This window comes from Bradyrhizobium sp. AC87j1 (assembly GCF_002936975.1).
Lineage (GTDB): Bacteria > Pseudomonadota > Alphaproteobacteria > Rhizobiales > Xanthobacteraceae > Bradyrhizobium > Bradyrhizobium shewense.
This window is the reverse complement of the sequence record NZ_PTFE01000013.1, coordinates 65,215-90,581: the sequence shown is the minus strand read 5'-3', so window position 1 is coordinate 90,581 and position 25,367 is coordinate 65,215. Positions and strand designations below refer to the sequence as shown.

Below are 25,367 nucleotides of genomic sequence, written 5' to 3'. Positions count from 1 at the left end.
CCGGATCGTTCGCCAGCAATATGGGCCTGCCCCCGGCCCGCCGCAAGCGGGCAAAGGTCCGGCCGATGCGGCCACGGCAGTCCCGATTCCCGGTCCGGGCGGTCAGGAGCAAGGTTAAACAATCCGGACCGATTTGACAAAAATTTCGCCCCCGCACGTTTAGAACATGTTGACCAGGAACCCCGGCTGTTAACCCGGCTGCGACCGTTTCACGCGGTGGCTCCGGTTTTCTACGGTCCAATTTACCTGCCGTTCAATGGCGTGGCGCGAAATCGGGCAAAACACCGATTTCGGGGATCGTCATGTCTCGCCTGCCGCTCGTCAGCCGCCTTGGTCGGCAATTCGCCCGCTTTGCAGTGGCCGAGCAAGGCAATATCGCCGTGATCTTCGCCATCGCGCTGGTCCCGGTGCTGAGCTTCGTCGGTGCCGCGATCGATTATAGCCGCGCCGCCCAGGCCCGCGCCTCCATGCAGTCAGCCCTCGACTCAACCGCGCTGATGCTCTCCAGGGACCTGTCATCCAGCACGATCACGACGTCGCAGATCAGCAGCAAGGCGCAAACCTATTTCAATGCCCTGTTCACCGACACCACGACCCTGCCATCGGTCACCGTTGGGGCCACCTACAACGCGAGCACCAGCCTTGGCTCGACAATCCAGCTCACCGGAACCGGCACCTACACGACCAGCTTCATGAAGATCGCCGGCTTCCCGACACTCGGCATCGACACCTCCTCCACCAGCGCCTGGGGCTTGACGCGCATGCGCGTGGCCCTTGTGCTCGACAACACCGGGTCGATGGCCAGCGACGGCAAGATGGCGGCGATGCAGACGGCCGCGAAGAACCTGGTCGATCAGCTCAGCACGCTCGCCAAGAATACCGGCGACGTCTACATCTCGATCGTTCCCTTCGCGAAGGACGTCAATGTCGGCGCCAGCAACTACAACAAGTACTGGGTCGATTTCAGCGATTGGGAAGCCGCGAACGGCAGCTGGAGCTGCACCTCCGGCAACAACTGGAACTGCAACAACTGGAAATGGACGCCGGCCAACCAGAACACCTGGACCGGTTGCGTCACCGACCGCGACCAGGATTACGACACCAAGAACACGACGCCGACCAGCGGCAATGTGGGGACGCTCTTCCCGGCCGAGCAATACTCCTACTGCAACACGGGCAGCTCATCCTATCTGCAGCCGATCATGCCGCTGAGCTACGACTGGAGCTCGCTCAAGGACCGGATCGACGCCATGAAGCCCACCGGCAACACCAACCAGGGCATCGGCCTGGCCTGGGGTTGGATGACGCTATCGGGCGGGGATCCCATGGACGCGCCGGCGAAGGACACCAACTACACCTACAAGGACGCGATCGTGCTTCTTTCCGACGGTCTCAACACGCAGAACCGCTGGTACAGCGACGCCTCGCAGATCGACGCAAGGCAGAAGAAGCTCTGCGACAACGCCAAGGCCCAGCCCAACAATATCACGATCTACACCGTGCAGGTGAACACCGGCAGCGATCCGACCTCGAGCGTGCTGCAATATTGCGCCAGCAGCTCCGACAAGTTCTATCTCGTCACGTCGGCCAGTCAGACCGTTTCGGTGTTCAAGGACATCGGCACCTCGCTGTCGAAGCTGCGCGTGGCGCGCTGACGGATCGACCGCGTGCAAACAAAAAGCCCGGCTGGTTCAGCCGGGCTCTTCGATTCCAGGACGTCCTGAAAAATTTACTGAGCAGCCGGGGTGAACTTCGACACGATGGTCTCGACCGGCTTGAACGCCTGCTTGGCGAGGTCGCTGTAGAGGCCGGCGATCTTCTGCGATTCCGCAACGAAGGTCTCGTAGGAGGAACGCGCGAAGTCGGTCTGCGCTTCCATGGCCTTGTCCAGCGACTTCACGCCGGAAAGCTTCTCGACGAAGGACTTGGTGTCTTCGAACGACTTCTTCGTATAGTCGCCATAGGCGCTGGCGATCGCCTGGAGGCCGTGCTGCACCGAGGTCGCGGAGGCGACGTACTGCTCGAAGTGGTCTTTCCCGTAGTTCTGAAAGTCTTCAACCTTGAACATTTCGGAATCCTTTTCCCTGGCTCTCGTCGGGAAGCCCCGGCTCCCTGACTCTGCCCACAATTAGTGCAACGCACAAAAAAGTCAAGAATCTTTGTGCGACGCACAAAATTGGACTCACTTCGCGGAAATTCCCGGGGTTTCCCGCAAGGGTTCTTTAAGCATTTGGAAACCGCGGGCCCCTACCCTGATTCCCTGGACGTGTTCAACTTCCGCAGACGGTCAAAAGCCGTTTGAGACCATCACCTTAGCCAGAATAGCGGTTCAGGCCCAACGTCCCCCGCGGCGAACACCAGCGGAGGGACAGCCTGAGCAGGTAATGATCCCGGGTCCATTGGGCACAATTTCGCCTCACGAGCCGGTGATCAGTTGAGAAACGGGGACGGGGTTCCATGCTTCGTAAAAACTTGTCTTCCTCGCGCTTGGCGCGGGTTGGCGTTTTCGGGCTTCTTACGGTCACCACCGCGGTCATCTTCACCACCGATGCCGCCGAGGCGCGGCGTCATCGGCGCCATTACGCGCACCACCGGGTGCAGCGCGATGTGTCCGAGAGCTCCAGCCCGAAATTCGCGTCCATCATCGTCGACGGCAATTCCGGCGCGGTGCTTCAGTCGAACGCCCCGGACGGCATCCGCCACCCCGCCTCGCTCACCAAGATCATGACGCTCTATCTGCTGTTCGAGCGTCTCGAGTCCGGCAAGATGAAGCTCGACACCGAGATGCCGGTGTCCCAGCACGCCGCCGATCAGGATCCCACCAAGCTGAATTTGCGCGCCGGCCAGACCATTCGCGTCGAGGACGCGATCAAGGGCCTCGTCACCCGCTCCGCCAACGACGCAGCCGTGGTGATCGCGGAAGCGATCGGCGGCGACGAGGACGACTTCGCCCAGATGATGACGCGCAAGGCGCGCTCGCTCGGCATGTCCAAGACGGTGTACCGCAACGCCAACGGCCTTCCCAACGACGAGCAGGTCACGACCGCGCGCGACCAGGCCACGCTCGGCCGCGCCATCCAGGAGCGCTTCCCGCGCTACTATCGCTATTTCGCGACCGCGACCTTCAACTGGCGCGGACAGTCGATCCGCAACCACAATCACCTGCTCGGCAATGTCGAGGGCGTTGACGGCATCAAGACCGGCTACACCCGCGCCTCCGGCTTCAATCTCGTGACCTCGATGCGCCGCGGCAACCGTCATCTGATCGGTGTCGTGCTCGGCGGCCGCAGCGGCGGCTCGCGCGATGCCATCATGCGCAACCTGCTCGCGGAGAATCTCGAGAAGGGTGCGACCACCCACACCGTCGCCGCGGTCACGGAGCGCAACGGCGCGGACGCCAGCACCGAGGTCGCCGACGCCTCGCCTACCCCGGCCCGCGCCGTTCCGCAGGTTCAGGCCGCTTCTGCCCCTGCTCCTGAAGCCGCTCCGTCGCGTCTGGCCGCACGCCTGTCGACGCTCGCGGCTGCGACTGCCGCGGTGCCGCCGGCCCAGCCCAGATCCGAAGCCAAGCCTGAAGTTCGACCGACGGAATCCAAGATCGAGCCGGCGCCGCTCACCAATGGCGTGATCTCGAGCCAGCCGCTCTCCATCATCCCCGGCTCGTCCGAGCCGATGAAGCCGGTCCGGGTCAAGACGGTTCAGGTCAAGGCCGGCGCCGTGAAGGTCGCTTCCGCCGCCCCCGCCCAGGTCCCACCGCCGGTTACCAACACCATTTCGTCCCGTTCCGACGTCGCGGAAACCTCCACCGCCGTCGTCGCCCGGGCCGATCTCATCAACAAGCCCGAGGTGGTCAGCCAGCCGGAAGCGCCGAAGGCCGAGATCGCCCGCACCGAGCTGCCGCGCCAGCCCGCGGGCTTCGGCACCGGCAACGGCCTCCTCGGGGTACTGCCGGCCGCAACGGCTGCTGCGCCCGCCCCGGCCGCTCCGAAGCTGGCCTCCGCCGACCCGATGCCGATCCAGATGAGCGCCACCACCAAGCCGATGGTCACCCACAGCGGCTGGATCGTCCAGGTCGGCGCGCTCGAGAGCGAGAACGAGGCCCAGCAGCGCATTGACGCCGCGCGCAGCTCCGCCCGCGGCCTGCTCAGCAAGGCCGATCCGTTCACCGAGGTCGTCGCCAAGGACAATCGCAAGCTCTATCGCGCCCGCTTCGCCGGGCTCGAGCGCGACCAGGCCGAAGCCGTCTGCCGTACCCTGAAGCGCGCCGACATCTCCTGCATCACCGTCCGCAACTGATCTTTCGCGACCTTCCGATCAAAAAATGCCCGCGCCTTGCGCGGGCATTTTGTTTTTGGCGGGTCCCGATACCAGTTCCGCGACAACTTCTCGTCAAGGATTTACGGTTAAAACTTTACTGAAGAGATCAACCACGCCGACAATGGCGGGTGTCAGGGCGACGGCAGACAGAGCAAGCGGAGCTCACGCGGTACGGGCGTTTGTAGCGTGGTGCCGGAGTTAGCCGTTATGCGTATGAAGCAGAGTATCCTTGGCCTCGTTTACACGGGCAGCGAGATAGTTCGAGCCCCCTTGGTCGGGATGGAGTTTCTTCATCAGGGTCTTGTGGGCCCGGCTGATGTCGTCACGCCCCGCCCCCGGCTGCAAGCCAAGGATCTGATAGGCCTCCTCCGCCGTCATTTTGCCGCTCGCCGCCGTGCGGCGCTGCCCCCCTGCCGCATCGCCCTGCGCGTTCTGACGCCAGGCGGGAAACCGGCGGTCCAGATAGCTTTCAAGTAAGGCCACGCTCTCGGCGTCGAATGTCGGGACCATGGCCAGCAGGCTAGCGAGATCGAACTCGCCGAGATCGCGCCCGGCGTGAGGCCCGGCGACGATCTGCCCACCGAGCTGGCCAGAGCCGTGGTCGAGCCGCATATCCAGGAATTGCGAACGCACGCGTGAGGACTGCCCCGACGCGGGCGCAGCACCGCCGCCGCCAAACAGCCCACCGAGATTGCCGAAGCCGGCATTTGCCAGCGGTGTCCAGCCCAGCAGCCCAGCGCCGAAAATCCCGAGCGGGATCGCCACCACCAGCTCGCCCCGCAAGCCCGTGAAGGCTGCGACCGCCAGCGCCACCACGCCGCCGCCGAACCTGATGGCCCTCGCCAGCACCGCCGGATTGGCAGCGCGAAACATCTGGAGCAGCAGATAAAGCGTGATAATTGCGACAGCGCCGGCGATCAGGGTCATGAGCGGAATATAGTCGCCCTCGCGGCAAAATGCATGGCATACGCCTCGCCGCGACGCCTGACCGCTACTTCATTTGGCCGATCAGCCGGGCCGCGCCGCTCGCAGTCTTCGCCAGTTTCAACAGCGCCTCGCGACCGCCGGCGGCATAGGCCGCAGCGGCCCGCAGCAGCTCGCGCAACTGCGCCGCCGCGCCCGGATCGAACCGGCACCAGGCGCCACCCGTCAGGCGCGCGATCTCGCGAAAGGCCTGCTCGGCGACGGCGTCATGACCTTCCTGAAACACGAACACGGGCACTTTGAGCATGCCGAGCTCGCCGGCCTTGGCGCAGAGCTCGTCGACCTTCTCCTCCATGGCATCGCCGACGAAGACGACGGCACGGACGCCCGATGCGACCGCTTCGCGCCGCGCCTCGGTCAGCACCTTGCCGATCTGGGTGTCGCCGCCGCGGCAATCGATCTTGCTCATCAGGGCCGCAAGCCTGGTGCTGTCGGAGATCCACCCCGTGGTGCGGCACTCGTTGAAGCCGCGATAATAGACCAGCCGGATGTCGAGACTGCCGAGCGCGGCGGTCTCGCGAAACATGTCGGCCTGGAGCGCGCAGGCCATGTCCCAGGTCGGCTGCCGGCTCATCGTCGCATCCAGCGCGAAGATCAGCCGCCCCTTCGCGCCCGGCGCATGCGGTGACATCGCCTGCGCCTTGGCGACGAAGGCGGCGATGTCTTCCGCAGTCGATGTTCCGGCCTGCGGCACCGCACCGCTTGCTTGCGCCGAGACGGCATCGCCGCTGCGCGGTTTGATGGGTTCGCCCGACATGCCTTGACCCTGCGTGGGCGGCTAATGTGGTTAGCGCAAGCAGCCCGGTCAATGTGCAAAGCCCCCGCCGGCAGAGGCCGGCGGGGGCTTTGCAGATCGTGACTGACGATGTGTGCGCCGTCAGGGCGAAGACGTCAGCTCTTGGCAGGCCCCATCAAGGCGACCGGACCGGGCTCGAGGATATTGGGCGGCGAGGATTGCGTGTCGACCGGCGCGATCTCGCTGTCGGTCGCGCTCAGGAATTTGTCGAGCATGCCCTGGATCGAGTTCTTGGCGACATCCGGACCGGTGTCGCGCATGTCGTTGTGCTGGAATTCGGTCTTCACGACCTGGATACCCGCCTTCTCGCATTCCTCGTCCGTCGGGATCACGCCCACATCGGCCTTGAACTGCGGATCGGTGGAGCGGAACGACAGGATCTTGAACTTGCCGGCGGTGACGAAGGGCACGCGCAAATTGTCGAGCGTGACGACCTTTTTGACCTCATCCGGATACTGTTTGGCGAAATACATCGTGATGTCGCCGCCCATGGAATGGCCGACCATGGTGACCTTGTCGTAGTCGGCGTTCGGCTGAAGCTTCCTCATTTCCTGCACGGCGAGATGGATGTTGGCGACACCGCGCAGGATCTGCGGCAGCCGGCCGACATAGAGCTCGCCGGGCTTGGTCACCATCGGAGGATCGGTCGGCAAGTCATGCTGCGGGCTCAGGACCATGTAGCCGCGCGCAGCGAAGATGTTGGCGAGGAAGCCGTACTCGGTGTTCTTGACGGTGTTGCCGTGATTGATCACTGCGACCGGCAGCGTGATCATGCCAGCATTGGCCTGCATTTCCTTGTCGCGACGCACCGCGATGTCGACGGGCACCGGGCGATTGTCGCGCGAGGCGTCGTAGAAGGTAATGGTCTCGTGCTTGATCGCCCACTTGCTCGCCGTGAAATAGGCGATGCCGCAGAGAGCACTGACCGAAACCAGAACGGCAATTCCACGCTTCATTTTCGTCCTCAGCCTCAGGCTCTTGCGGCCTGAATCCCTGTTGAAAATCGTGTTCTTCCGGGGCTCTTCGGCCCCTTGTCGCCTATTCGCTAATATATGTCACAGGCGCGTGACAGGAAGGCCAAATATTGTGAGCCGGCAGCCCTTTCATTGTGCGCCGCACACGTTTTATGGGCATCCCGTCCTCGCCAAGCTACGTCAGGATGCACTTCACCATCCGACGCAACCGGTCTCAATTGGGTTCAATTTCACGGTCAACGTAAGGTGAAAACGGCGGAACGCGGCCACAGTTCCCGGAACCGGCCCCACAGATCAATCAGATCGATCGGAAGTAGCGATATACCGCCGGCTCAGGCGCCGAGGATGTCGTGAACCTCGAGCGGCTTGTCGACCTGATTGAACCACTCGGCCCGGTTTGCGGCGCGGCGACGGCCGCGCTCGTCCAGCGGCAGCTTGAGCTGGCGGAGCAGGCCCGTCACCTCCTCCCGTGCGGTCAGATGGCCGAGATTGGGCCGCATGCCGAGCGTGGCCTCGTCGATCTCGTCGAGGGCCGTCAGGCCGCGCGGGAAAAATTCGCGATAGACGACGCGTTCGGCGAAGCCGTCGACGTAGCGGAAGCCGAGCCGCAGCGACAGATCCTTCAGCCCCTCGGCGACGAGCTGCTTGTTGCGCGAGCCGAGCATCGACAGGCGATTGCGCACGACGATCCAGTCGGTGGTCGAGCCGTCGAGCTGGCGGCGCTTGCGCCTGACGTCGCGCACCATCTCGGCGTAGTGGCTCTCGCCCGTCACCGCGTAGTTGGCGGGATCGACGGTGCCGAGCACGTCGAAATCGAGGAAGCTGTCGTTGATCGGCGTGACCAGCGTGTCGGCCATCGAGTGCGCCAGCCGCATCAGATAACTGTCGGTGCCCGGCGTATCGATGACGATGAAGTCGAAGCTGCTCTCGACCGCCGAGACCGCCTCCATGAACTGCTGGAACTCGGAATTCTCGTTCTCGGCGATCTGCATGGTCTCGCCGAGCTTGATGCAACGATGCACCGGCAGTTCGAGGTCGAGCTTGGTGCGGCGTGCCCAGGCAGCGCGGTTGCCGATGTAGCGGGTGAAGCTCTGCTGACGACAGTCGAGGTCGATGGTGGCGACGCGCTGGCCGGCCTTCAGGAGCGCAACCGCGATGTGCAAGGCGGTGGTCGACTTGCCGGAACCGCCCTTCTCGTTGCCGAGCACGACCACATGCGCCGAGCCGGATTGGCCTTGGCTAGCCTGCACAAGCATGGCGATCCTCAACACCCCTGATGAATATCTTCGAGTTGACCGCGTCTGCGGTCAAGTGAAATGCGTGACAGGTAATGCAAATCGCAGCGCGCCCTGCTTCTCGTGAATCGCGGCGCCGTCTTTCTGTCTGTGATCCAGCCACAATGTCGCGACATCGCGCGCGACCTTGCGCGGGATGCTGTGCCGCATCCGGATGCATGGCGTCCACGATCGCCGCTTGTTAAGGTTAGTCGCCCCTGGCGCCAGGTCATGCCGCGCCGATTCCCAACCCTGTCGAGTCCTGATGTCAGCAAGCCCTTTGATCGCCCGCACGGTCCCAACCTTGCGCCGCGCCGTCGACAATCTCCGCAAGCGAAAGGCCACGATCGCGCTGGTCCCGACCATGGGGGCCCTCCATGACGGCCATGTGTCTCTCGTCCGCCTTGCCAAGCGGCGCGCCAGCCGCGTCATGGTCTCGATCTTCGTCAACCCGACCCAGTTCGCCCCGACCGAGGATTTCGGCGCCTATCCGCGCACCTGGAAGGCCGACATCGCCAAGCTCGCAGCCGAGGATGTCGATATCGTCTGGCACCCAGGCGTCGAGGCGATGTATCCGGACGGCTTTGCCACCCGCATCGTGCCGGAGGGACCGGCGATTGCCGGCCTCGAGGACCGCTTCCGCCCGCATTTCTTCGGCGGCGTCACCACCGTCGTCGGCAAGCTGTTCACGCAGTGCCGGCCGGACTTTGCCATCTTCGGCGAAAAGGACTTTCAGCAGTTGCGGGTGGTGACGCAAATGGCGCGGGATCTCGATCTCGGCGTCAAGGTCGTGGGGTCCCGCACCGTGCGCGAGCGCGACGGGCTCGCGATGTCCTCGCGCAACGTCTATCTGTCGCCCGAGGAGCGGCAGACCGCCCCCGTCCTCTACCGCGCCATGAAGGACAGCGCCGGCCGCATCCGTGCCGGCGAAGCCATCGCGTCGGCCATGAAGCGTGGCGCCGCAACGATCGAGGCGGCCGGCTTTGCGCTCGACTATTTCGAGGCGCGCCATGCCGAGACGCTGGCGCCCCTCACCTCGCGCAAGGACGGCCCGTTGCGGATCCTGGTCGCGGCCAAGCTCGGCAACACCCGGCTGATCGACAATATCGCGGTTTAGAGCAACCCGAGATCGCGCAATTCGCGCCGCATCGGCTCCGGCATCGCCGCGATCGAGCCGGCGGCGGACTTGCCGAGATCGGGCGGCACGGATTCGTCGGCGAGATAGCGCCAGCCCTGGAATGGGCGCATCGGCCGCGGCGACACCGAGACCACTTTCGGCTGCATCACGATCCGGCAGCGGCCGATACCGTCCTTGTCGCGGAACGGCTCGATGCCGATGATCTTTTCCCGCGCGGCGATCTCGCCCTTGATCACCCAATAGAGCGACCCGCCGGCGAGGATTTCGGCATCGCGCTTGGGGACCATGCGGGTGATGTGGATGTGATGTTGCGGCAGGCCCTTCTTCTTGGCGGTCTGCATCCGTTCGGCGATCCACTCCTTCAATTCCTTGACGGAGTCGCAACCGACGGCGAGCTTGATCAGATGTAGCGGCATGCCCAAGCATTAGCCGGGCAGCACCGCATTTGGAATGCCGATCTACTCGTTATCCGCAGCCGCGGGCGCGGCCGCCGAGGCTGGCGGCGGAGCGAGCGGAACCGGTGCTGCCGCGGGAGCACGCGCCGCCTTTGGGGCCGGCGGCTTCTTCGCGGCCGGTGGTGCGGCGGCCTGCGCCGACGTCGCGGCGGGCGCGCGCGGTGCCGGCGCTGCGTTCGCGGCCGCGGGCGCCGCCTGACGCGTCGTCGCCGTGGGCTCCGGATTCATGATGCTCACTGGCGGCGTCGACGAGGCGCTCGGGAACTCAGCGCTGGTCGGCTTGCCCGTCGGCATCGCGGGCGGCAGCCCGGCAAGCGCGGCCGTGGCCGGCATCGCCGACGCCGTTGCAGGCGCGTTCCAGGTTGGGGCGTAGCGCGCGACCAGCATGTCGTAGAGATGGGCGTCCATGTTGGCGGCAACACGCTGCTGATCGGTCAGCGAGCGGAACGTGGCGCAGTCGAACTGCGTGCAGCCGTCGCGCACGACCAGCACCTGCGCCACGAGGCCGTAGCGATCGTGCTCCAGCGCCTTGCGCAGCACCTTCATGTCGGTCGTCAGGCTCTTCTCGGCGATCGCGGCATCACCGAGCGCGGTCAGCCGGTCGATTCGGGCCGCGGTGTAGGAGACGGCGGCAGCCGCGGCATCCGGCGAGCCGAACAGCGCCTTCTCGCAGCCGATGGCGACCGCATCGCCGGCGAGATCGTCGAGACAGGACAGCGCCGGCAGGCTCGCGATGACGGCACCTTGCGCGCGCGCTTCAGTCGGAGCGTCCTGCCCCGCCGGTCCATAGACGCGCACGGTGGCAGCTCCAGCGATCGCGATGGACAGCAGCGTGATCACGGTCAGCGCGCCGTTGGCGACCGACCTGTCGGCGCGCAGCAGCGTGATCAGCAGGATCAATCCGAAGAATCCGGCAGCCGCCAGCGTCATCCACATCGGAAAGGCCGGCGAGCGCCAGATTTGGTCGAGCGAAGTGGCCCAGGCCCAGTTCATGCGCGACGTACCCTCACGCGAGCAGAGAGCGAATGGTCAAGCGAGCACCGCGAGTCGGCAACTGCCCCCAAGCCCACCTTGGGAAGGTGAAGCGGGCCTTTTGACGGCGACAGGACACAATTCCGCAGAGGCGCGAATGCGCGGGGAGCGTCGGTCTTCAGGAGAGCGCGAGCTGGCTTTCCTTGGCGACGCGTTCGAAGGCTTCGGTCGAGCTCTTGATCCGGTACTGGCAGTCGTCGCCGTCGGTCGGCAGCAGGCGGATGACCTCGTACGAGCCGCTGGCAGCAGGGCGCGCGACGTTGCTGGCCGTGAACAATACGCGCGTTCCAATCGGGAATTTGTGCTTCAACACCCTCTCCATCACTCAAACAACGCCTGCCTCGCCCATGGTCCCACTGCGACGGCCGGCCAGAAACCCAGCGCTGTATAGCACGCGGCCAGCCGATTTGGCCAGCGCCATGCCACCATGGCGAATGGGTAAATCTTACAGTCTTTTCAGAATGATAGGGATGGAACCGGCGGGCCGATGATACCGCCGGGGCCGCATGTTCAGGCGGCATGTCGCAGGGCCGGTCGCAGCCCGATTGGCATATGGCCCCGGTCAATGTCCGGAACGTGAGCGCCGCCGACCGGCACACAGCCAGCGGCCTCGTTCGGACCGACCGGTCAGGCGTCCTCGAACTTCTCGATGACCAGGGTTTCGGCCAGCCCGTCGCGGGTCCATTCCTGGAACGCCGGCAGCGCCATCATCGTCTCCATGTAGGCCTTGGTGTCCGGCGCGACGTCGATCGCGTAGGTGCGCAGGCGATGCACCACCGGCGCGTACATCGCATCGGCCGCACCGAAGCGGCCGAACAGGAACGGACCCTTGGCACCATAGCGCGTGCGGCACTCGCGCCAGATCTCCTCGATGCGCGCGACGTTGGCCTTGGCGTCGGCCGACAGCGCCAAGGGCCGGACCGGCCGGTGCAGGTTCATGCCGCATTCGTTGCGCAGGGGCACGAAGCCGGAATGCATCTCGGCGCACACCGATCGGGAATGCGCGCGCGCGGCGACGTCGTCGGGCCACAGCTTCACTTCAGGATAGCGCTCGGCGATGTATTCGATGATGGCGAGCGAATCCCACACTGTGACATCGCCGTCGACCAGCACAGGTACCTTGCCGGCACGGCTGAAGGACAGGATCTGCTCCTTGTCCGCGGGATTGTCGGTGTAGAGCGGGATCAGCGTCTCCACGAACGGGATGTCGTTGGCGCGAAGCGCGAGCCATGGCCGCATCGACCATGACGAGTAGTTCTTGTTACCGATCGCGAGTTTCAGCGCAGCCATGTCATCAGTCCTTCCCGAGACGCTTTGAAGCGAGCCGCTTTTAACGCCATCCCCTGCCGCCAATCAATCGTTGCTGCGCCCCGTCATGCGTGGCAATCGTTGCGGTCCTCGCCAAGAGACGGACAAGAGACAGACATGAGCAGGCATTGGGTCGACATCACCGCGGTCGGCTTCTTCATCATCGAATGGCTGGTCTATGCCCTGACGCTGGAGCATTCGGCCTACGGCCGCGACAGCTTGTCGGCGCGCATGAACCGCTATCGCGAGGTCTGGGTGCGCCGGCTGCTCGACCGTGAGACGCGCATGGTCGACATGCAGATCATGGCCTCGCTGCAGAACGGAACCGCTTTCTTCGCCTCGACCAGCCTGATCGCGCTCGGCGGCGCGCTGGCGCTGCTGCACGCCACCAACGACGCGATCACGATTTTGAGCAAGCTGCCGATCGACCTCAGCACGTCGCCGGCGATGTGGGAGCTGAAATGCGTCGGCCTCGTGCTGATCTGCGTCTACGCCTTCTTCAAATTCGCCTGGTCCTATCGCCTGTTCAACTATGTCGCGATCCTGTTCGGCGGCATGCCGCCGGCCGAGCGGCGCGACACGCCGGAGGCGGAGGCCCATGTCATCCGCACCACGCGCCTGTTCGAATCCGCGGGCCGCCACTTCAACCGCGGCCAGCGCGCCTTCTTCTTCGCGCTCGGCTATCTCGGCTGGTTCGTCAGCCCCTGGCTGCTGTTCGTGACCACGGCGGCCGTGGTGGTCGTGACCTGGCGCCGACAATTCGCGTCGAGCGCATGGGCGGCGATGGCACCGGAGGTGGTGGATGGCGAGGAGAGGATGAAGCGCGGTCATTGAGGCACGTGTCCCGGACAAGCTGCAACGCGCGAGCGTTGCTTCGCAAAGCCGGGACCCAGATGGCAACATGGCGCGATGCGGATGGATGGGCCCCGGCTCTGCAGCACACCGCACCGGCCGATGGTTCGCATCGCCGGGGACGCTGCGCTGCGTCCGGGGCACGAGAGCGGAGTGTGTCGCGCGCGCTCTCCACATGATAGCGATGCTCCAGTGCACATCCCAGCGGCGCTGCCGTAGGGTGGGCAAAGGCGCAGAGCGCCGTGCCCACGATCTCCGTCCATAAGCAACAAGGCGTGGGCACGCTGCGCTTTGCCCACCCTACGAGATCGAGTTTGTGGCACGCAGCTCAAGTCGCAGACACGCCTTCGCGTCCTCGCGGCGCATTTCGCCCGAGCTTTGCTTGATCGCTCCACCCTCTAATCCAAGAGGGCGCAGGGAAGGCCGGGTGCTGGCTCGCACCCGCGGTCCGCTGCGCGAAAAGCACACGCAGAAAGAACCGCACAGCAGCATACAGGTGGTGCCGATCACTCGGCCTTCCCTGCGCGGTGGTTGGACGGCTTATGCCGTGATCTCCCGGGAGCCGAGTTCCCTCTGGCCTCCCTCGCCGCTCGAATTGACGATGCCGTCTGCCCGGTTGGGCTCGCGCGCATCTTCGAACAGCTTGACCGTAGCAACGACGGCCAGGACCACACGGTTTTGCCGTACGCGCGGCCCGCCATTTCGCCGCAGTTTTTCCAGCCCTGTCGACGGAGCCGGAAACTTACAGACGAGACGAACCTGACAGCGCCGCTCATCTACACGCGGTTACGGGCTCACAGGGACTACCCGCCCTGCCCGCACCTCTCGTGCCGACGCTGCCGCGTCCACCGCAAGCCCGGCTCGCGACAGTGACGACACATAGTCGCCCCTCTTGGTGAGCCGGGATGCGCAACACATACGCCGAAACCGAATTTCGGTAAAGTGGAATATTTTTGTGAAGATCGATTGACAGCATCCTGGGTGTTTTGCCCGTCGGGTAACCGAACGCACCTTATTCGACAATGGCGATTACGCGCTCTATCGCGAGCCTGTTGGCGGAGACGACTGGCGCCAAGTGAAATAAGAGAGTGCTCAATAGACCGCCGCACGGCGCGCAGCCCGTGCGTCCGAGACAGGAGCTCGCGGCCCGGCGACGGCACGACGCTCGCGCCGCCATTGCCCAGGCGACATTCCAGTCGTCGCCTTGAAGGCCCGGCTGAGCGCGACGTCTGTGCCATAGCCGGTTTGCTCGGCTGCCGCCGCGATCGAGTGGCCCGCTGCGAGCAAAAGCTTGGCCCGGTAGATGCGCCACGTGGCGATATAGGTCAGCGGCGGCACGCCGACGACCGATTTGAAGAGCGCCGCGAACGATGAGCGCGACATCGCGGCGTGGCGGGCAAGCTGCTCCAGCGTCCATGGGCGGGCAAGATCGGCATGGATCAGGCTTAAGGTTCGGGCAAGCTGGCGATGGGTCAGGCCCGCGAGCCAGCCATCGGACACGTTGCCCTCGGACGAGGCCCAAGTCCGGATCGCCTGAATGAAGAGCACGTCGAGCAGGCGGCCGACAACGTAAGAACCGCCCAGCGACCCCTGTGCTTCCTCCGCTCCAATCTGTTCGAGGATCGAGATCATCTGCCCTGCGTCGCGGTCGGCCATCGTGACATGGACGACGTCGGGCAGCAGCGCCGACAACGGCTCGCCCGCGGCATGATCGAAGGTGAACAGCGTCGAGAAGAACTCGCACGGCTCGCCGTCGCCGCCGAAGGCGACCAGTTCTCCCGTCACGTGATCGGCCACCTGCCAACAGGGGATCGCGGCGCGATCGGACGTGTCGCCTAATATTCCCTTAACCCCCTGCTTGATGATGAGGCAGTGCCCAGCCTGGACGACGACGGGCGGGTGCCCGACCTGGGTGAACCAGCCCTGCCCCTTTGCCACGACTACCAGCCGCGCCTGTCCCCCGCTGTCGAACGAAATCGCCCAGGGTGCATGCCCGCGCAAGCGGACGAAGAGCGAGCTCTCAAGCTGCATCGCGCTCAGGACGGAATCGAAGGGGTGCATGGGACCTTTGGACGATGGGTTAGGAAACCTACACTCCAGGTAATGGATCATCTGGTCAAGTCCGACCTACATGCCTCCCAGAACCGGAGTAACTTGCATGAAGATCTATCGTCTGCGGAAGATCGGCTCGATCGACGGCCTGGAATTGTGCGAGGAGCCCAAGCCGCAGCCCGGTCGGGGCGAAGTCCTGGTCAACATCAAGGCGATCTCACTCAATTTTCGCGACCTCACGATCGTCAATGGCTGGTCGCCGTTTCCCCTGGAGGAAGGCCGCGCGCAGGTGTCCGACGCCGCCGGGGTGGTCGAGGCCGTCGGCTCGGGGGTCACCCGCTTCGCGGTCGGCGACCGGGTGGCGAACAATTTCATGCCGGGCTGGTATGCGGGGCCCTTCCGTGAGTTCGCGCCGCAATACGGCAGCCAGATCGATGGCTGGATGGCCGAGTATCGCGTTGTCGATCAGCACGAACTGGTTGCCATTCCCGCCTCCATCAGCTTCGCCGACGCCGCGACTCTGCCATGCGCCGCGGTCACTGGTTGGAATGCGGTCGCCGGCGTTGGTCCGCAGCACCGCGTGCTGACGCAGGGGACCGGTGGTGTGTCGCTGTTCGCGCTTCAATTCGCCAAGGCGCGCGGCGCCGAGGTCATCGCGACGACCTCGTCGAACGAGAAGGCGGAGCGGCTGCGCGCCTTGGGCGCCGATCATGTCATCAACTATGCCGAGAATCCCAACTGGGGCGAGCAGGCCAAAGCACTCACCGGCGGGCGCGGCGTCGACCGCGTGGTCGAGGTTGGCGGACCCGGCACCTTCGCCCAGTCGCTGAAAGCGGTCGCGCTGAGCGGCCAGGTGTCGATGGTCGGCGTGCTCGCACAAGGTGAGATGCCCGGCTACCTCGACATGTTTCTCACCTTCGCTCGGTTCCAGACGATCGCGACTGGTAACCGCCAGGACCTCGAGGACGTGATTGCGGCCGTCGCGCAGAACGGCACCCGTCCAGTGATCGACAGCCGCTTCACGTTCGCCGACGGCAAGGCTGCGTTCGAGCACTTCGGCAAGCGCAATGTGTTCGGCAAGGTCGTCATCACCAACGGCGCGTGATCGGTGCGAAGCAGTCTCTTCCGGCCGACTGCACCAACACTCTGAGAGCAAACCCTACGGAGCTTCTTACCCATGAGCGCCTATGCCATCTTCATTCGCGAACGTACCCGCAATCCGGGTGAACTGCGGACCTATGCAGACATGGTCTCCCCCCTTCTCAACATCACGGAAGCGACCATTCTCGCCGCCTACGGCCCTCAGGACGTTCTTGAAGGACCTTCTCCCGAGGGCGTGGTGATCGTCAGATTCCCGACTATCGAAGCCGGACGCGCATTCTATGATAGCGCCGAATACCGCGCCGCCGTCCAACACCGCTTTCTGGGCGCAGACTATCGATCCATCCTCGTTCAGGGGATCGACGACTAACCTGTTCGGCAAGGTCGTCATCACGATGGATGCATGGGTGGAGAGAGGGGGTCGTCTTGAACTCGCCCCGATCAGGAACCGCCGAAATCCCGTGGGCTAAACGGCAGGTCCATGATCTTCCATTCCCCGTACAGATTTGCCGGCAGCATCTTGTAGGGTTGGCAGTTCTGGAGCGCGCTCATGGCGGACTTCACGAGTGCCACGCCTTTCGCGGACGGCGGAGCCTCGATCAGGATCGGCTCGCGCGCCAGCGTGCCGTCGGTCGCGAACACCGTGCGCAGCTTGATGTGAACGGCGTCGGTGGGGCTGAGTCCGGCCGGCAATTTCGCACAGCTGCGCAAATGGCGACGAAGCGCGGCGATGACTTCCTGCGGCAGCTTGGCTGCGATTGAATCCTTGGCATCGCCGCCATCGTCCTTGGGGGCGTCTTTCGGCAGCTCCGGCGGCAATTCCGGCGGCAGGCCCAACATGACGCCGTACTTGACGGTGACGTCAGGCTGCGGAGCCTGATAGGCCGGCGGCGGCGCGGCCTCCGGCTGCTGCATCGCTTGCGGCGGCGGCTGCATCGGTGGCTGCGGCATCGCCTGGGGCGGCGGTTGTTGCTGCGCTTGCGGCGGCGGCTGTTGCGACGGCTGTGGCTGTTGAGGCTGCGACTGCACGTTGGCCTCACGCTGCTTCGGCGCCGGCGAGGGTTGCGGCTGCTTCTGCTGCGGTTCAGGTGGCGTCTGCTGCGGCGACGGTGCCGCGGCCTGCTGCTTGGCCGCGGGCTTGTCCGCCGCTTCAGACTTGTCGGTGAAATCGAGCTTCGGCAATTTCAGATCGGGCGTCGGCTCCGGCGGCTTCTCTTTGGCCGCCTCCTTCGTCTCCTGCTCCTTGATCTCTTCCTTCACCTGCTCCGGCGTGACGATGTCGACGGTCACGGTCTCCGGCGGCTGGCTGCGAAACGGATGGACCTCGCTGATCACGATGATCAGCGCCACCAGCGTCAGATGCGCGATTGCTGACGCCGCAATGTCCGTCCGTATGATCTTCCGCAGTTCCATCGACCGATCTTGGGTTGCCGTCGCGGTCCTAGCATACCCCAGCCCCCTCTCAATCCCATTTCGGGGCGAAGCCGAAGTCGGTCAGCCGACCCTTCGGACTGGCGAGTGCGGCGATCCGGCTCATCTCGTCCTCCGACAGCTCGAAATCGAAGATCTCGATGTTTTCAGACAGGCGTTCGATGCGCGAGGTGCGCGGGATCGCAGCGACATTCTGTTGCACCAGCCAGCGCAGGCAGACCTGCGCCGGCGACTTGCGGTGGGCGCGTCCGATCTCGGCCAACCTCTGGTCGGACTTGATGCGTCCCTTGGCGATCGGGCTGTAGGCGACGAGCGCAAGGCCATGCTGGTCGCAGGCCGCCCTCACCTTCGCCTGGTCGAGATAAGGGTGGTATTCGACCTGGTTGCAGACCAGCGGCTCCGGCGAGAGCGCGACCGCCTGCTCGATCAGCGCCACCGTGAAATTGGAGACGCCGATGTGGCGGGTCAGGCCCATGGCCTTCGCATGCGACAGCGCGCCGAGCGTCTCCGCCAACGGCACGTGCGAATTCGGCCAGTGCAGCAGCAACAAATCGACGGAGGGAAGCCGCATGCGGACCAGGCTCTCCTTGACCGAGCGCTCGAGATCGTGGGGCGCGAAATGGTTGGTCCAGACCTTGGTGGTGAGGAAGATCTCGTCCCGGCGCACGCCGGAGGCGCGCAAGCCGTCGCCGACCTCGCGTTCATTCTCGTAGACCTGCGCGGTGTCGATGTGGCGATAGCCGAACCGCAGCGCCTGCTCGACCACGCGCGCGGCAGGCCTTCCGCTCAGCTCCCAGGTCCCGAGCCCGATCGCCGGGATCCTTGCGCCATTTGTCTCGACGAACAGCATGAGGAATCCTCTCTGTCGCGGTCGCCCCAAATCATCATCCAGGTGTCATTATGGACCCGGCCCGTCACGGTGCCAACGGACGACGCCGGCGGTCGGGCCGGATCTTCAGCGCAATGCTAACGGGAGGTTCGCGCCAGGCCTTGATGTCAGGCCTTTGACGTCAGGCCTTGAGGCCTTAGCTCAGGCTTTGGCGAGCGCCTGGAACACCGTATCCGGCGCATGCGCGATCACAGCGAGCAGCGCGCGGGCCGGTCCCCGCGGGGCGCGCTTGCCCTGCTCCCAGTTGCGGATGGTCTCGACGGGAACACCGAGCTTGGCGGCGAACTCCATCTGGGTCAGGCAGGCGCGGCGACGCAAATCGCGCACCGCGAGCGGGTTGGCGTCGGCCGGCGCGGCATTGGCCGTGGGCTCGACCGGAGACGGCTGGGCCGGAAATTCCTGTCCATCCCGCAACTCAACGACCCGTCCGTCCGCCTTCAGCCGCAACCGCATGCTCATTCCCCCAAGCGAGGCGATGATGCGGCAGGTCGCTTAAGTTCGGATTAAAGATACGAGGTCTCGTGCCCCGGACGCAGCGCAGCGCGCCGCGTTCGCGGCGTGGTGCGCTGCTGAGTCGGGGCCCATCTCACGGCGACCTACACTGCCGCCTTCTGGGTCCCGGTTCTGCGCAGCAGCGCTACGCGCCGCAGCGCGCCCGGGACACGAGAGCGAGAGCGCCGCCCCCTACCTCAGCCCGAACCAGAGCGTCGCAATGCCGAGGAACGAGAAGAAGCCGACCACATCCGTTACCGTGGTGACGAAGGTGCCCGACGCCACCGCGGGGTCGGCCCTGACGCGTTCGAGCGCCATCGGGATCAGGATGCCGCCGAGCGCGCCGGCGATGAGGTTGCAGACCATCGCCAGCCCGATGACGATGCCGAGGCCGGGGATCTTGAACCAGGCCACCGCCGCAATCCCCGTGATCACGGCGAAGGCGAGCCCGTTGACGAGACCGACCAGCGCCTCGCGCATCACCACGCGCCAGGCGTTGGAAGAACCGAGCTCGCGCGTCGCCAGCGCCCGCACCGCCACCGTCATGGTCTGGGTCGCGGCGTTCCCGCCCTGGCTCGCCACGATCGGCGCCAGCACAGCGAGCGCGACCATCTTCTCCAGCTGGCCCTCGAACAGGCCGAGCACCGAGGATGCCAGGAAGGCGGTGGCGAGATTGACCAGCAGCCAGTTGAACCGCGCGCGCGCAATCGTCAGGAAGGTGTCCGACAGCTCTTCGTCGCTGGTGACGCCGCCGAGCGCCTTGAGATCCTCGTCCGCCTCCTCCTCGATGACGTCGACGACGTCATCGACGGTGATGACGCCGACCAGGCGGTCCTGGGTGTCGAGCACGGGAGCTGCGACGAGATTGTACTTGCCGAACATGCGCGCGACCTCTTCCTGGTCCTCCAGAACGGAGACGCGGCGGCGGTCCTCGTCGGTGAGCTCGGTGAGCGGCACTGGCCGGCGCGCGCGCAGCAGCACGTCGAGGGGGACTGCGCCCTGCCAGTGCTGGTCCTTGTCGACGACGTAGATCTCGTAGAAGCGGTCGGGCAGATCCGGCGTCTCGCGCATGTAGTCGATCGCCTGCCCCACGGTGAAATCCTGGGGCACCGCGATGAACTCGGTCTGCATCCGGCGGCCCGCGGAATTCTCGGGGTACAGCAGGCTGCGTTCGAGCGCGACGCGCTCCTTGAGCGGCAGCTTTTCGAGGATCTCCTCCTGCTCGGCCTGGTCGAGGGTCTCGAGCAGTTCGACGGCGTCGTCGGATTCGAGCTCGCGAACACCTTCCGCGACGGTCTCCGGCGGCAGTTCCTCGAGGATCTCCTCGCGCACGCCCTCGTCGAGCTCGTTCAGCGCGGAGAAGTCGAAATCGCGGCCGGTCAGCTCGACCAGGCGGACGCGGTCGTTGGGCTCCAGAGCGCCGATGAGATCGCCGAGATCGGCCTCGTGCAGCTCGGCGACGCAGGCGCGCAGCGAGGCGCTGTCGCCGGCCTCGATCGCATGAGCGATTTCCTCGACGAATTCGTGCCTGATATCGCCGTCTTCATTGCGCATCGGCACGTGGTCGAGTACCGAATCCGCGGCGGATCGGGCAACGTCCATATGTTCATCCATGGCGCGCCTCGCCGTTTGACAGGTTGGAACGAATGGTCTGGGCTGACGGTCAGGCAATACCCACAAGGCAACACCGAGCGCAATGACAAAGATGCTTCGACTGCGGTGGACCTCGATGTCATCAGGCGCGGCCCTCGCTGCCCTGATCGGCATCGCTTCGGCCGTGGCCGCCGAGTGTCCGCGCAAGGACGCGCTCGGCACCTCGCGCGTGCTGAGTGTCGATGCCAGGAGCACGCCGCGCGTGGGCCTGAAGAGCTTTCCGCAGACGCTTGCGCTGGCCGATCACGAGGTCGTGCTGACCTTCGACGACGGGCCGAACCCGCCGACGACGTCGAAGGTGCTGGCGGCGCTGGCGCAGGAATGCGTGCGCGCGACCTTCTTCCTGATCGGCCTGCACGCCAGCCAGCATCCCGACATGGTCAAGCGCATCGCGCGCGAGGGCCACAGCATCGGCCACCACACCTTCTCGCATCCGTTCATGGCGCGGATCCCGTTCGACAAGGCCAAGAGCGAGGTCGACCGCGGCATCGCGGCCGTCGAGATGGCGCTGCACGGCGCCTCGACCACGACGCCTTCGACGCCGTTCTTCCGTTTCCCCTATTTCGAGGCCACGCAGGCCGAGCTCGATCTGTTGCAATCACGCGGCATCGTCGTGTTCGGCGCTGACCTCTGGGCCAGCGACTGGAACGAGATGACGCCGGAGCAGGAATTGAAGCTGGTCACGGAGCGCCTCGCAGCTAGCGGCAAGGGCATCGTCCTCTTCCACGACCCCAAGGCGCGCACCGCCGCGATCATGCCGGCCTTCCTGCGGTATCTGAGGGAGAACGGTTTTCGCGTGGTCCACATCGTGCCGGCCGGCCCGCCGCAGAAGAGCGCCGATGCGCGCTGATGCCGGAATGTCACGCCGGCGCAAAATGGGGTGATTTGGGGCCTATTAACACTCTGTTCATGATACCCCATGCAAATGGATGGGGACTTTGTGACGGGAAAGGTTCTTTGGGCCTGAACCGTTTCCTGATGTCTCCGACCTACTATGGCGGCAATCGCACATGAGGGCAGACAGGGTTCATGATCGGAAGTAGCGTTGTCTTGCGGACGCGATCGTGGATCGTCCTTTGCCTCGGCGGATTCCTTGGATGTTCGACCATCGGATCGCCGGCGGCGCTTGCCGCCGACTGCCCGGGCCATCCCGACGCGCTCGGGACGTCCCGCACCCTCGTGGTCGATCCGCGCGAGCATCCGCTGATCGGCACCATGCAGTACCGCGAGACGCTGCCGCTCAGGGATCATGAGGTCGTCCTGACCTTCGACGACGGTCCGCTGCCGAAATATTCCAACCAGGTCCTCAAGATGCTCGACGACGAGTGCATCAAGGCGACCTTCTTCATCATCGGCAGCCAGGCCAAGGCGAACCCCGAAGGCGTGCGCAAGCTGGTGGCGGCGGGCCACACGGTCGGCACCCACAGCATGAACCATCCGCTGACCTTCGACCGGATGCCGATCGAGAAGGCCGAGGCCGAGATCAACGGCGGCATCGAATGGACCTCGGCCGCGATGACCGATCCGTCCAAGCTGGCGCCGTTCTTCCGCATTCCCGGCCTGATGCGCGCCGAAGGCGTCGAGCATCATCTGATCTCGCGCGGCATCCAGGTGTGGAGCGCCGACTTCCCCGCCGACGACTGGCGCCATGTGTCGTCCGACCGCGTCTATCAGCTCGCGATCCAGCGGCTGGAGGCCAAGGGCAAGGGCATTTTGTTGCTGCACGACATCCAGGCGCGGACGGTGGCGGCGCTGCCAAAAATCATCCGCGACCTCAAGGCGCGCGGCTATCGCATCGTGCATGTGGTGCCGGCGACCGCCGAGCGGCCGGCAACGCCGACCACGCCAGTGGAATGGCTGCTGCATCCGCCGACCGAGACCGTGCCGATCGCGCGCTGGCCTTCCGTTCCGAGCTTCGTGTTCACGCAGACCAGGACGCTGCCGGCGCCTTCGCTCGCCGACCTCAATGCGCAGACCGAGCATCAGCCGCTGCTGCCGCGCCGGACCAAGGGTCAGATGGACATCGCCTCCGCCCTGCCCGTGCCCGGCCGCGCGCTGTTCGCGATTCCGGAAGGCTCGGTCGAGGTGCTGCTGTCGACGACATTGTCGCGGCGTGCCGCAACGCGGCTGGCAATGGCGGCCGAGACGCCTCATACGGCCAGGGGCAAGGCTGCCAAGGGTAAGACGGCCAAGTCCCAGGCTCGGCATACCGCGCATGCGGCACCGGCCGCACCGAAGCCTGCCCCGCAGGCCAAGAGCGCGACGCCGCGCTCGACCCGCATCGCCAGTCTAAAGAAGCGCGCTTAATCCCTACCTATTGCCGCATGATGGCGGCGACGCAGAGCAGCACGATCAGCGCCAGGAAGAACAGGTCCATATAGGACTTGAGCTCGCCGTCGCGGCGCAGCCGGGCTACGTCGGCGACCACCTGCTTGCGCGCGTTCGTTCCTCCGGAGCCGTCATTGATCGGGCCCTGAAGGCGCCTTGTCTCGGCTTCCAGCTTCTCGATCTTCTGGAAGAAGTAGAACGCGCGCAGCGTCGAGACCGCACGCATCGACGCATAGACCAGCACCAGGATCGCCAGGATCGCCCGGTTCGGATATTTCTCCATGAAGTTCAGGCTGAAATAGACCACCGCCATGAACGCGAAGTTGGTGATGAAGCGGTAGACGAAGCTGAGAAAAACCATGCTGGCTCGAGCCTTGAGGGGTGCGCAGCCGGATCGTGCTGCGAATTCGCGATCGGGACCCAGACCGGGAGCTGGGTTGTGACGGCCCGTCTACGCCAACTTTGTTTCAACAAAGATACTGTAAGTCGCCGCCTTTTAGCCACACGCCGCCATAATGCAAGCCGGACCATGGCGGTGGTGCCTGCCCTGACGCAGCGCACCCGCTATGGCTCAATGGCGATTTGGCGGAAGACGCGTTAGACTGGACGCTGTCGCCACATCTGGGGTCTGCCGATGCCGAAGAAGGGAATCACCGGCCACGACGACTGGGTTCTGACCGAGGCCCTCGCGACCGCCCTGGTCGCGCTGGAGCAGCTCGAACCAAAGCACCAGCCGAACGCGCATATGGACGACATCCGCAAGATTCTGGCGAACGGCAAGGAGCCGGCGGCGGTGAGCCTGCACCTCGCCCAGGCCAAATGCCGCCTGTTTCCCGACCTCGATCCGCTGGAGATCTACCGGGAATACGGCATCGGCGAGGAATATGGCTGAGACGGCCGTCGCCTGTCTCGACGAGAAGCGCTAGTTTCGTGACGTCTTGAGCAAGGGGCATTCGCTGTCGCTCAGCGGCAGAAAGGCGTCCTCGGCAGGTATCTTCTCGACGACGTTGTAATAGTCCCAGGGCGTCTTCACGTCCGAGGGCTTCTTGACCTCGACGAGATAGAAATCGTGCACCAGCTTGTTGTCGGCGCGCAGCCGCGCGCCGCGCGCGTAGAAATCGTCGACCGGCATCGCGCGCATCTGCTCCAGAACAGCGTTGGTCTCGTCCGTTCCGGCCGCAGACGCGGCCTTCAGATATTGCGACACGGCGGAGTAGACGGCGGCCTGCGGCGCGGTCGGCATGGCGTTGTGAAGCTTGTAGAACCTCTGGGCGAACGCGCGCGTTTCCTCGTTGAGCGCCCAATACCAGGCAGTGACGGTCGTCAGCCCCTTGGCCGTTTCGGCCCCCATGGCGTGCACGTCGGTCAGGAACATCAGCTCGGCGACCGCCTTCTGCGGCCCCGCGTTCATTCCGAACTCGTTCCATTGCTTCATCGAGGTCACGAGCTGCTCGCCGGCATTGGCGAACGCAACCACCTTGGCTTTCGAAGCCTGGGCCTGCAGCAGGAAGGAGCCGTAATCGGCATTTCCCAGCGGATGAAAGACCGCGCCCAGCGACTTGGCGCCCGCCGCCGCCAGCACGCGCTGGGACACCTCCACCATGTTGCGTCCGAACGCGTAGTCGGACGCGATGAAGAACCAGCTGTCGTAGCCTTGCGACACCAGCTTTCGGACCGATCCGGCGACCAGATTGTAATTGTCGTGCAGCCACATCAGGCCGGTGCGCGAGCATTGCTTGCCGCCGATCTCGGTGGTGCCGACCGCCGAATAGATCACGATCCTGTTCTTGTCGCGCGCGATCGACTGGATGGCGAGCGCCACCGCGGAGTTTCCGACGTCGGCCACCATGTCGACGCCATCCACGTCGAACCATTTGCGGACGATCTGGGCGCCGATATCCGGCTTGTTCTGATGGTCGGCGACGACGATCTCGGCCTTCAGCCCCGGCGTTGCGCGTTGAAAATCGTCCACGGCCATCCGCGCGGCAACGACGGAGCCGGGTCCGGCCAAGTCCGACAACGGTCCGGTCTGGTCATTGATGATGCCGATCCTGACCACGCCACCGGAGAAATCGGCGGCCGCGCTCCGTTCGGCGAGCGCTGCCGGACCGAGCGCCAGGATGAGGCCGAAGGTCAAACGGCAAAGCCGGCTGCGCCGCGATAGCAATTCTCCAACACGACAAGGCGCCATTGCCCCCTCCGCTTCAGCATCGCGACGGCATGTCGGCGATGATCGATCGATGTCCCCTCGCCCACCGCGCACCGTGCGCCGATCCACGCGGCGCACGGCC

Annotated in this window: 25 protein-coding genes; 9 read left to right on the top strand and 16 right to left on the bottom strand. The window is 65.0% G+C overall.

Going from position 1 to position 25,367, the window contains the following annotated elements:
* Window positions 1-302 precede the first annotated feature (302 nt).
* Window positions 303-1,655: a TadE/TadG family type IV pilus assembly protein gene (locus CV770_RS10220; RefSeq protein ID WP_104462222.1), complete on the top strand. Its 1,353-nt coding sequence runs from the start codon at window positions 303-305 to the stop codon at window positions 1,653-1,655.
* A gap of 74 nt (window positions 1,656-1,729) precedes the next feature.
* Here CV770_RS10220 and CV770_RS10215 read toward each other — a convergent pair whose 3' ends face one another.
* A complete protein-coding gene (locus CV770_RS10215) occupies window positions 1,730-2,068 on the bottom strand; it encodes a phasin family protein (protein ID WP_091957013.1) in 339 nt (112 codons plus the stop codon).
* A 389-nt stretch (window positions 2,069-2,457) separates the two neighbouring features.
* Here CV770_RS10215 and CV770_RS10210 point away from each other — a divergent pair, with 389 nt between their 5' ends.
* A complete protein-coding gene (locus CV770_RS10210; protein WP_091957014.1) occupies window positions 2,458-4,296 on the top strand; it encodes a D-alanyl-D-alanine carboxypeptidase in 1,839 nt (612 codons plus the stop codon).
* Between the two features lie 219 nt (window positions 4,297-4,515).
* On the opposite strand, the gene CV770_RS10205 is transcribed toward CV770_RS10210, so the two are convergent.
* The 4 genes from CV770_RS10205 to CV770_RS10190 form a co-directional block, all read right to left on the bottom strand.
* The gene (locus tag CV770_RS10205; protein ID WP_104462221.1) at window positions 4,516-5,244 is read right to left on the bottom strand and encodes a DnaJ domain-containing protein; all 729 of its coding nucleotides are present in this window, start codon (window positions 5,242-5,244) and stop codon (window positions 4,516-4,518) included.
* Between the two features lie 64 nt (window positions 5,245-5,308).
* The gene (locus CV770_RS10200; RefSeq protein WP_104462220.1) at window positions 5,309-6,058 is read right to left on the bottom strand and encodes a vWA domain-containing protein; all 750 of its coding nucleotides are present in this window, start codon (window positions 6,056-6,058) and stop codon (window positions 5,309-5,311) included.
* Window positions 6,059-6,192: 134 nt separating this feature from the next.
* A complete protein-coding gene (locus CV770_RS10195; protein WP_091957017.1) occupies window positions 6,193-7,053 on the bottom strand; it encodes an alpha/beta fold hydrolase in 861 nt (286 codons plus the stop codon).
* 350 nt (window positions 7,054-7,403) lie between these two features.
* Entirely contained in the window at window positions 7,404-8,327 is a 924-nt protein-coding gene (locus tag CV770_RS10190) for a division plane positioning ATPase MipZ (protein WP_091957019.1), read from the bottom strand.
* Between the two features lie 283 nt (window positions 8,328-8,610).
* On the opposite strand from CV770_RS10190, the gene panC reads away from it, so the two are divergent.
* Complete coding sequence (gene panC, locus CV770_RS10185) at window positions 8,611-9,462, top strand: pantoate--beta-alanine ligase (RefSeq protein ID WP_104462219.1); 852 nt, start codon at window positions 8,611-8,613, stop codon at window positions 9,460-9,462.
* On the opposite strand, the gene CV770_RS10180 is transcribed toward panC, so the two are convergent.
* The 4 genes from CV770_RS10180 to CV770_RS10165 all read right to left on the bottom strand — a co-directional run bounded on the left by CV770_RS10180 (window position 9,459) and on the right by CV770_RS10165 (window position 12,260).
* On the bottom strand, window positions 9,459-9,899 hold the full coding sequence (locus tag CV770_RS10180) for a DUF1489 family protein (protein WP_104462218.1): 441 nt from the start codon (window positions 9,897-9,899) through the stop codon (window positions 9,459-9,461). The two genes, panC and CV770_RS10180, sit on opposite strands and share 4 nt — an antisense overlap.
* A 42-nt stretch (window positions 9,900-9,941) precedes the next feature.
* The gene (locus CV770_RS10175) at window positions 9,942-10,931 is read right to left on the bottom strand and encodes a hypothetical protein (protein WP_104462217.1); all 990 of its coding nucleotides are present in this window, start codon (window positions 10,929-10,931) and stop codon (window positions 9,942-9,944) included.
* Between the two features lie 157 nt (window positions 10,932-11,088).
* Window positions 11,089-11,292, bottom strand: coding sequence for a hypothetical protein (locus CV770_RS10170; protein WP_018321158.1), 204 nt, complete (start codon window positions 11,290-11,292; stop codon window positions 11,089-11,091).
* A 305-nt stretch (window positions 11,293-11,597) separates the two neighbouring features.
* Window positions 11,598-12,260: a glutathione S-transferase family protein gene (locus CV770_RS10165; protein WP_104462216.1), complete on the bottom strand. Its 663-nt coding sequence runs from the start codon at window positions 12,258-12,260 to the stop codon at window positions 11,598-11,600.
* A gap of 135 nt (window positions 12,261-12,395) precedes the next feature.
* Here CV770_RS10165 and CV770_RS10160 point away from each other — a divergent pair, with 135 nt between their 5' ends.
* The gene (locus tag CV770_RS10160) at window positions 12,396-13,112 is read left to right on the top strand and encodes a DUF599 domain-containing protein (RefSeq protein WP_104462215.1); all 717 of its coding nucleotides are present in this window, start codon (window positions 12,396-12,398) and stop codon (window positions 13,110-13,112) included.
* Window positions 13,113-14,222: 1,110 nt separating this feature from the next.
* Here the strand turns inward: CV770_RS10160 and CV770_RS10145 are convergent.
* Window positions 14,223-15,242, bottom strand: coding sequence for an AraC family transcriptional regulator (locus CV770_RS10145; protein WP_245453714.1), 1,020 nt, complete (start codon window positions 15,240-15,242; stop codon window positions 14,223-14,225).
* Window positions 15,243-15,288: 46 nt separating this feature from the next.
* Between CV770_RS10145 and CV770_RS10140 the strand changes: the two genes are divergently transcribed.
* Together CV770_RS10140 and CV770_RS10135 are read left to right on the top strand one after the other, a co-directional pair.
* Window positions 15,289-16,287 carry a zinc-dependent alcohol dehydrogenase family protein gene (locus CV770_RS10140; protein ID WP_091957037.1) on the top strand — a complete coding sequence of 333 codons (999 nt, stop codon included), beginning with the start codon at window positions 15,289-15,291 and terminating at the stop codon, window positions 16,285-16,287.
* Window positions 16,288-16,359: 72 nt separating this feature from the next.
* On the top strand, window positions 16,360-16,653 hold the full coding sequence (locus CV770_RS10135; protein ID WP_104462213.1) for a DUF1330 domain-containing protein: 294 nt from the start codon (window positions 16,360-16,362) through the stop codon (window positions 16,651-16,653).
* A 71-nt stretch (window positions 16,654-16,724) separates the two neighbouring features.
* Here the strand turns inward: CV770_RS10135 and tolA are convergent, their stop codons facing one another.
* From tolA to mgtE, 4 genes are all read right to left on the bottom strand, one after another.
* Complete coding sequence (tolA, locus tag CV770_RS10130) at window positions 16,725-17,696, bottom strand: cell envelope integrity protein TolA (protein ID WP_104462212.1); 972 nt, start codon at window positions 17,694-17,696, stop codon at window positions 16,725-16,727.
* Between the two features lie 49 nt (window positions 17,697-17,745).
* Window positions 17,746-18,564 (bottom strand): aldo/keto reductase, encoded by an 819-nt coding sequence (locus CV770_RS10125; RefSeq protein ID WP_104462211.1) that lies wholly within the window; start codon window positions 18,562-18,564, stop codon window positions 17,746-17,748.
* A 180-nt stretch (window positions 18,565-18,744) separates the two neighbouring features.
* Window positions 18,745-19,062 (bottom strand): helix-turn-helix domain-containing protein, encoded by a 318-nt coding sequence (locus tag CV770_RS10120; protein WP_104462210.1) that lies wholly within the window; start codon window positions 19,060-19,062, stop codon window positions 18,745-18,747.
* 225 nt (window positions 19,063-19,287) lie between these two features.
* Entirely contained in the window at window positions 19,288-20,709 is a 1,422-nt protein-coding gene (mgtE, locus tag CV770_RS10115; RefSeq protein WP_104462209.1) for a magnesium transporter, read from the bottom strand.
* A gap of 82 nt (window positions 20,710-20,791) precedes the next feature.
* Between mgtE and CV770_RS10110 the strand changes: the two genes are divergently transcribed.
* Together CV770_RS10110 and CV770_RS10105 are read left to right on the top strand one after the other, a co-directional pair.
* The gene (locus CV770_RS10110) at window positions 20,792-21,598 is read left to right on the top strand and encodes a polysaccharide deacetylase family protein (RefSeq protein WP_091957043.1); all 807 of its coding nucleotides are present in this window, start codon (window positions 20,792-20,794) and stop codon (window positions 21,596-21,598) included.
* A 179-nt stretch (window positions 21,599-21,777) separates the two neighbouring features.
* Window positions 21,778-23,055 carry a polysaccharide deacetylase family protein gene (locus CV770_RS10105; protein WP_104462208.1) on the top strand — a complete coding sequence of 426 codons (1,278 nt, stop codon included), beginning with the start codon at window positions 21,778-21,780 and terminating at the stop codon, window positions 23,053-23,055.
* Window positions 23,056-23,062: 7 nt separating this feature from the next.
* Here the strand turns inward: CV770_RS10105 and CV770_RS10100 are convergent, their stop codons facing one another.
* A complete protein-coding gene (locus CV770_RS10100) occupies window positions 23,063-23,437 on the bottom strand; it encodes a hypothetical protein (RefSeq protein WP_091957046.1) in 375 nt (124 codons plus the stop codon).
* A 273-nt stretch (window positions 23,438-23,710) separates the two neighbouring features.
* On the opposite strand from CV770_RS10100, the gene CV770_RS42525 reads away from it, so the two are divergent.
* Window positions 23,711-23,968, top strand: coding sequence for a hypothetical protein (locus CV770_RS42525; protein WP_028140543.1), 258 nt, complete (start codon window positions 23,711-23,713; stop codon window positions 23,966-23,968).
* A gap of 30 nt (window positions 23,969-23,998) precedes the next feature.
* Here CV770_RS42525 and CV770_RS10090 read toward each other — a convergent pair whose 3' ends face one another.
* Window positions 23,999-25,267: an ABC transporter substrate-binding protein gene (locus CV770_RS10090; protein WP_245323349.1), complete on the bottom strand. Its 1,269-nt coding sequence runs from the start codon at window positions 25,265-25,267 to the stop codon at window positions 23,999-24,001.
* Between the last annotated feature and the right edge of the window lie 100 nt (window positions 25,268-25,367).

Bases quoted from the DNA above. Each gene is read 5' to 3' on its own strand.
- CV770_RS10220 (WP_104462222.1), top strand. From the start codon at position 303: ATGTCTCGCCTGCCGCTCGTCAGCCGCCTTGGTCGGCAATTCGCCCGC.
- CV770_RS10215 (WP_091957013.1), bottom strand. From the start codon at position 2,068: ATGTTCAAGGTTGAAGACTTTCAGAACTACGGGAAAGACCACTTCGAG.
- CV770_RS10210 (WP_091957014.1), top strand. From the start codon at position 2,458: ATGCTTCGTAAAAACTTGTCTTCCTCGCGCTTGGCGCGGGTTGGCGTT.
- CV770_RS10205 (WP_104462221.1), bottom strand. From the start codon at position 5,244: ATGACCCTGATCGCCGGCGCTGTCGCAATTATCACGCTTTATCTGCTG.
- CV770_RS10200 (WP_104462220.1), bottom strand. From the start codon at position 6,058: ATGTCGGGCGAACCCATCAAACCGCGCAGCGGCGATGCCGTCTCGGCG.
- CV770_RS10195 (WP_091957017.1), bottom strand. From the start codon at position 7,053: ATGAAGCGTGGAATTGCCGTTCTGGTTTCGGTCAGTGCTCTCTGCGGC.
- CV770_RS10190 (WP_091957019.1), bottom strand. From the start codon at position 8,327: ATGCTTGTGCAGGCTAGCCAAGGCCAATCCGGCTCGGCGCATGTGGTC.
- panC (WP_104462219.1), top strand. From the start codon at position 8,611: ATGTCAGCAAGCCCTTTGATCGCCCGCACGGTCCCAACCTTGCGCCGC.
- CV770_RS10180 (WP_104462218.1), bottom strand. From the start codon at position 9,899: ATGCCGCTACATCTGATCAAGCTCGCCGTCGGTTGCGACTCCGTCAAG.
- CV770_RS10175 (WP_104462217.1), bottom strand. From the start codon at position 10,931: ATGAACTGGGCCTGGGCCACTTCGCTCGACCAAATCTGGCGCTCGCCG.
- CV770_RS10170 (WP_018321158.1), bottom strand. From the start codon at position 11,292: ATGGAGAGGGTGTTGAAGCACAAATTCCCGATTGGAACGCGCGTATTG.
- CV770_RS10165 (WP_104462216.1), bottom strand. From the start codon at position 12,260: ATGGCTGCGCTGAAACTCGCGATCGGTAACAAGAACTACTCGTCATGG.
- CV770_RS10160 (WP_104462215.1), top strand. From the start codon at position 12,396: ATGAGCAGGCATTGGGTCGACATCACCGCGGTCGGCTTCTTCATCATC.
- CV770_RS10145 (WP_245453714.1), bottom strand. From the start codon at position 15,242: ATGATCCATTACCTGGAGTGTAGGTTTCCTAACCCATCGTCCAAAGGT.
- CV770_RS10140 (WP_091957037.1), top strand. From the start codon at position 15,289: ATGAAGATCTATCGTCTGCGGAAGATCGGCTCGATCGACGGCCTGGAA.
- CV770_RS10135 (WP_104462213.1), top strand. From the start codon at position 16,360: ATGAGCGCCTATGCCATCTTCATTCGCGAACGTACCCGCAATCCGGGT.
- tolA (WP_104462212.1), bottom strand. From the start codon at position 17,696: ATGGAACTGCGGAAGATCATACGGACGGACATTGCGGCGTCAGCAATC.
- CV770_RS10125 (WP_104462211.1), bottom strand. From the start codon at position 18,564: ATGCTGTTCGTCGAGACAAATGGCGCAAGGATCCCGGCGATCGGGCTC.
- CV770_RS10120 (WP_104462210.1), bottom strand. From the start codon at position 19,062: ATGAGCATGCGGTTGCGGCTGAAGGCGGACGGACGGGTCGTTGAGTTG.
- mgtE (WP_104462209.1), bottom strand. From the start codon at position 20,709: ATGGATGAACATATGGACGTTGCCCGATCCGCCGCGGATTCGGTACTC.
- CV770_RS10110 (WP_091957043.1), top strand. From the start codon at position 20,792: ATGACAAAGATGCTTCGACTGCGGTGGACCTCGATGTCATCAGGCGCG.
- CV770_RS10105 (WP_104462208.1), top strand. From the start codon at position 21,778: ATGATCGGAAGTAGCGTTGTCTTGCGGACGCGATCGTGGATCGTCCTT.
- CV770_RS10100 (WP_091957046.1), bottom strand. From the start codon at position 23,437: ATGGTTTTTCTCAGCTTCGTCTACCGCTTCATCACCAACTTCGCGTTC.
- CV770_RS42525 (WP_028140543.1), top strand. From the start codon at position 23,711: ATGCCGAAGAAGGGAATCACCGGCCACGACGACTGGGTTCTGACCGAG.
- CV770_RS10090 (WP_245323349.1), bottom strand. From the start codon at position 25,267: ATGGCGCCTTGTCGTGTTGGAGAATTGCTATCGCGGCGCAGCCGGCTT.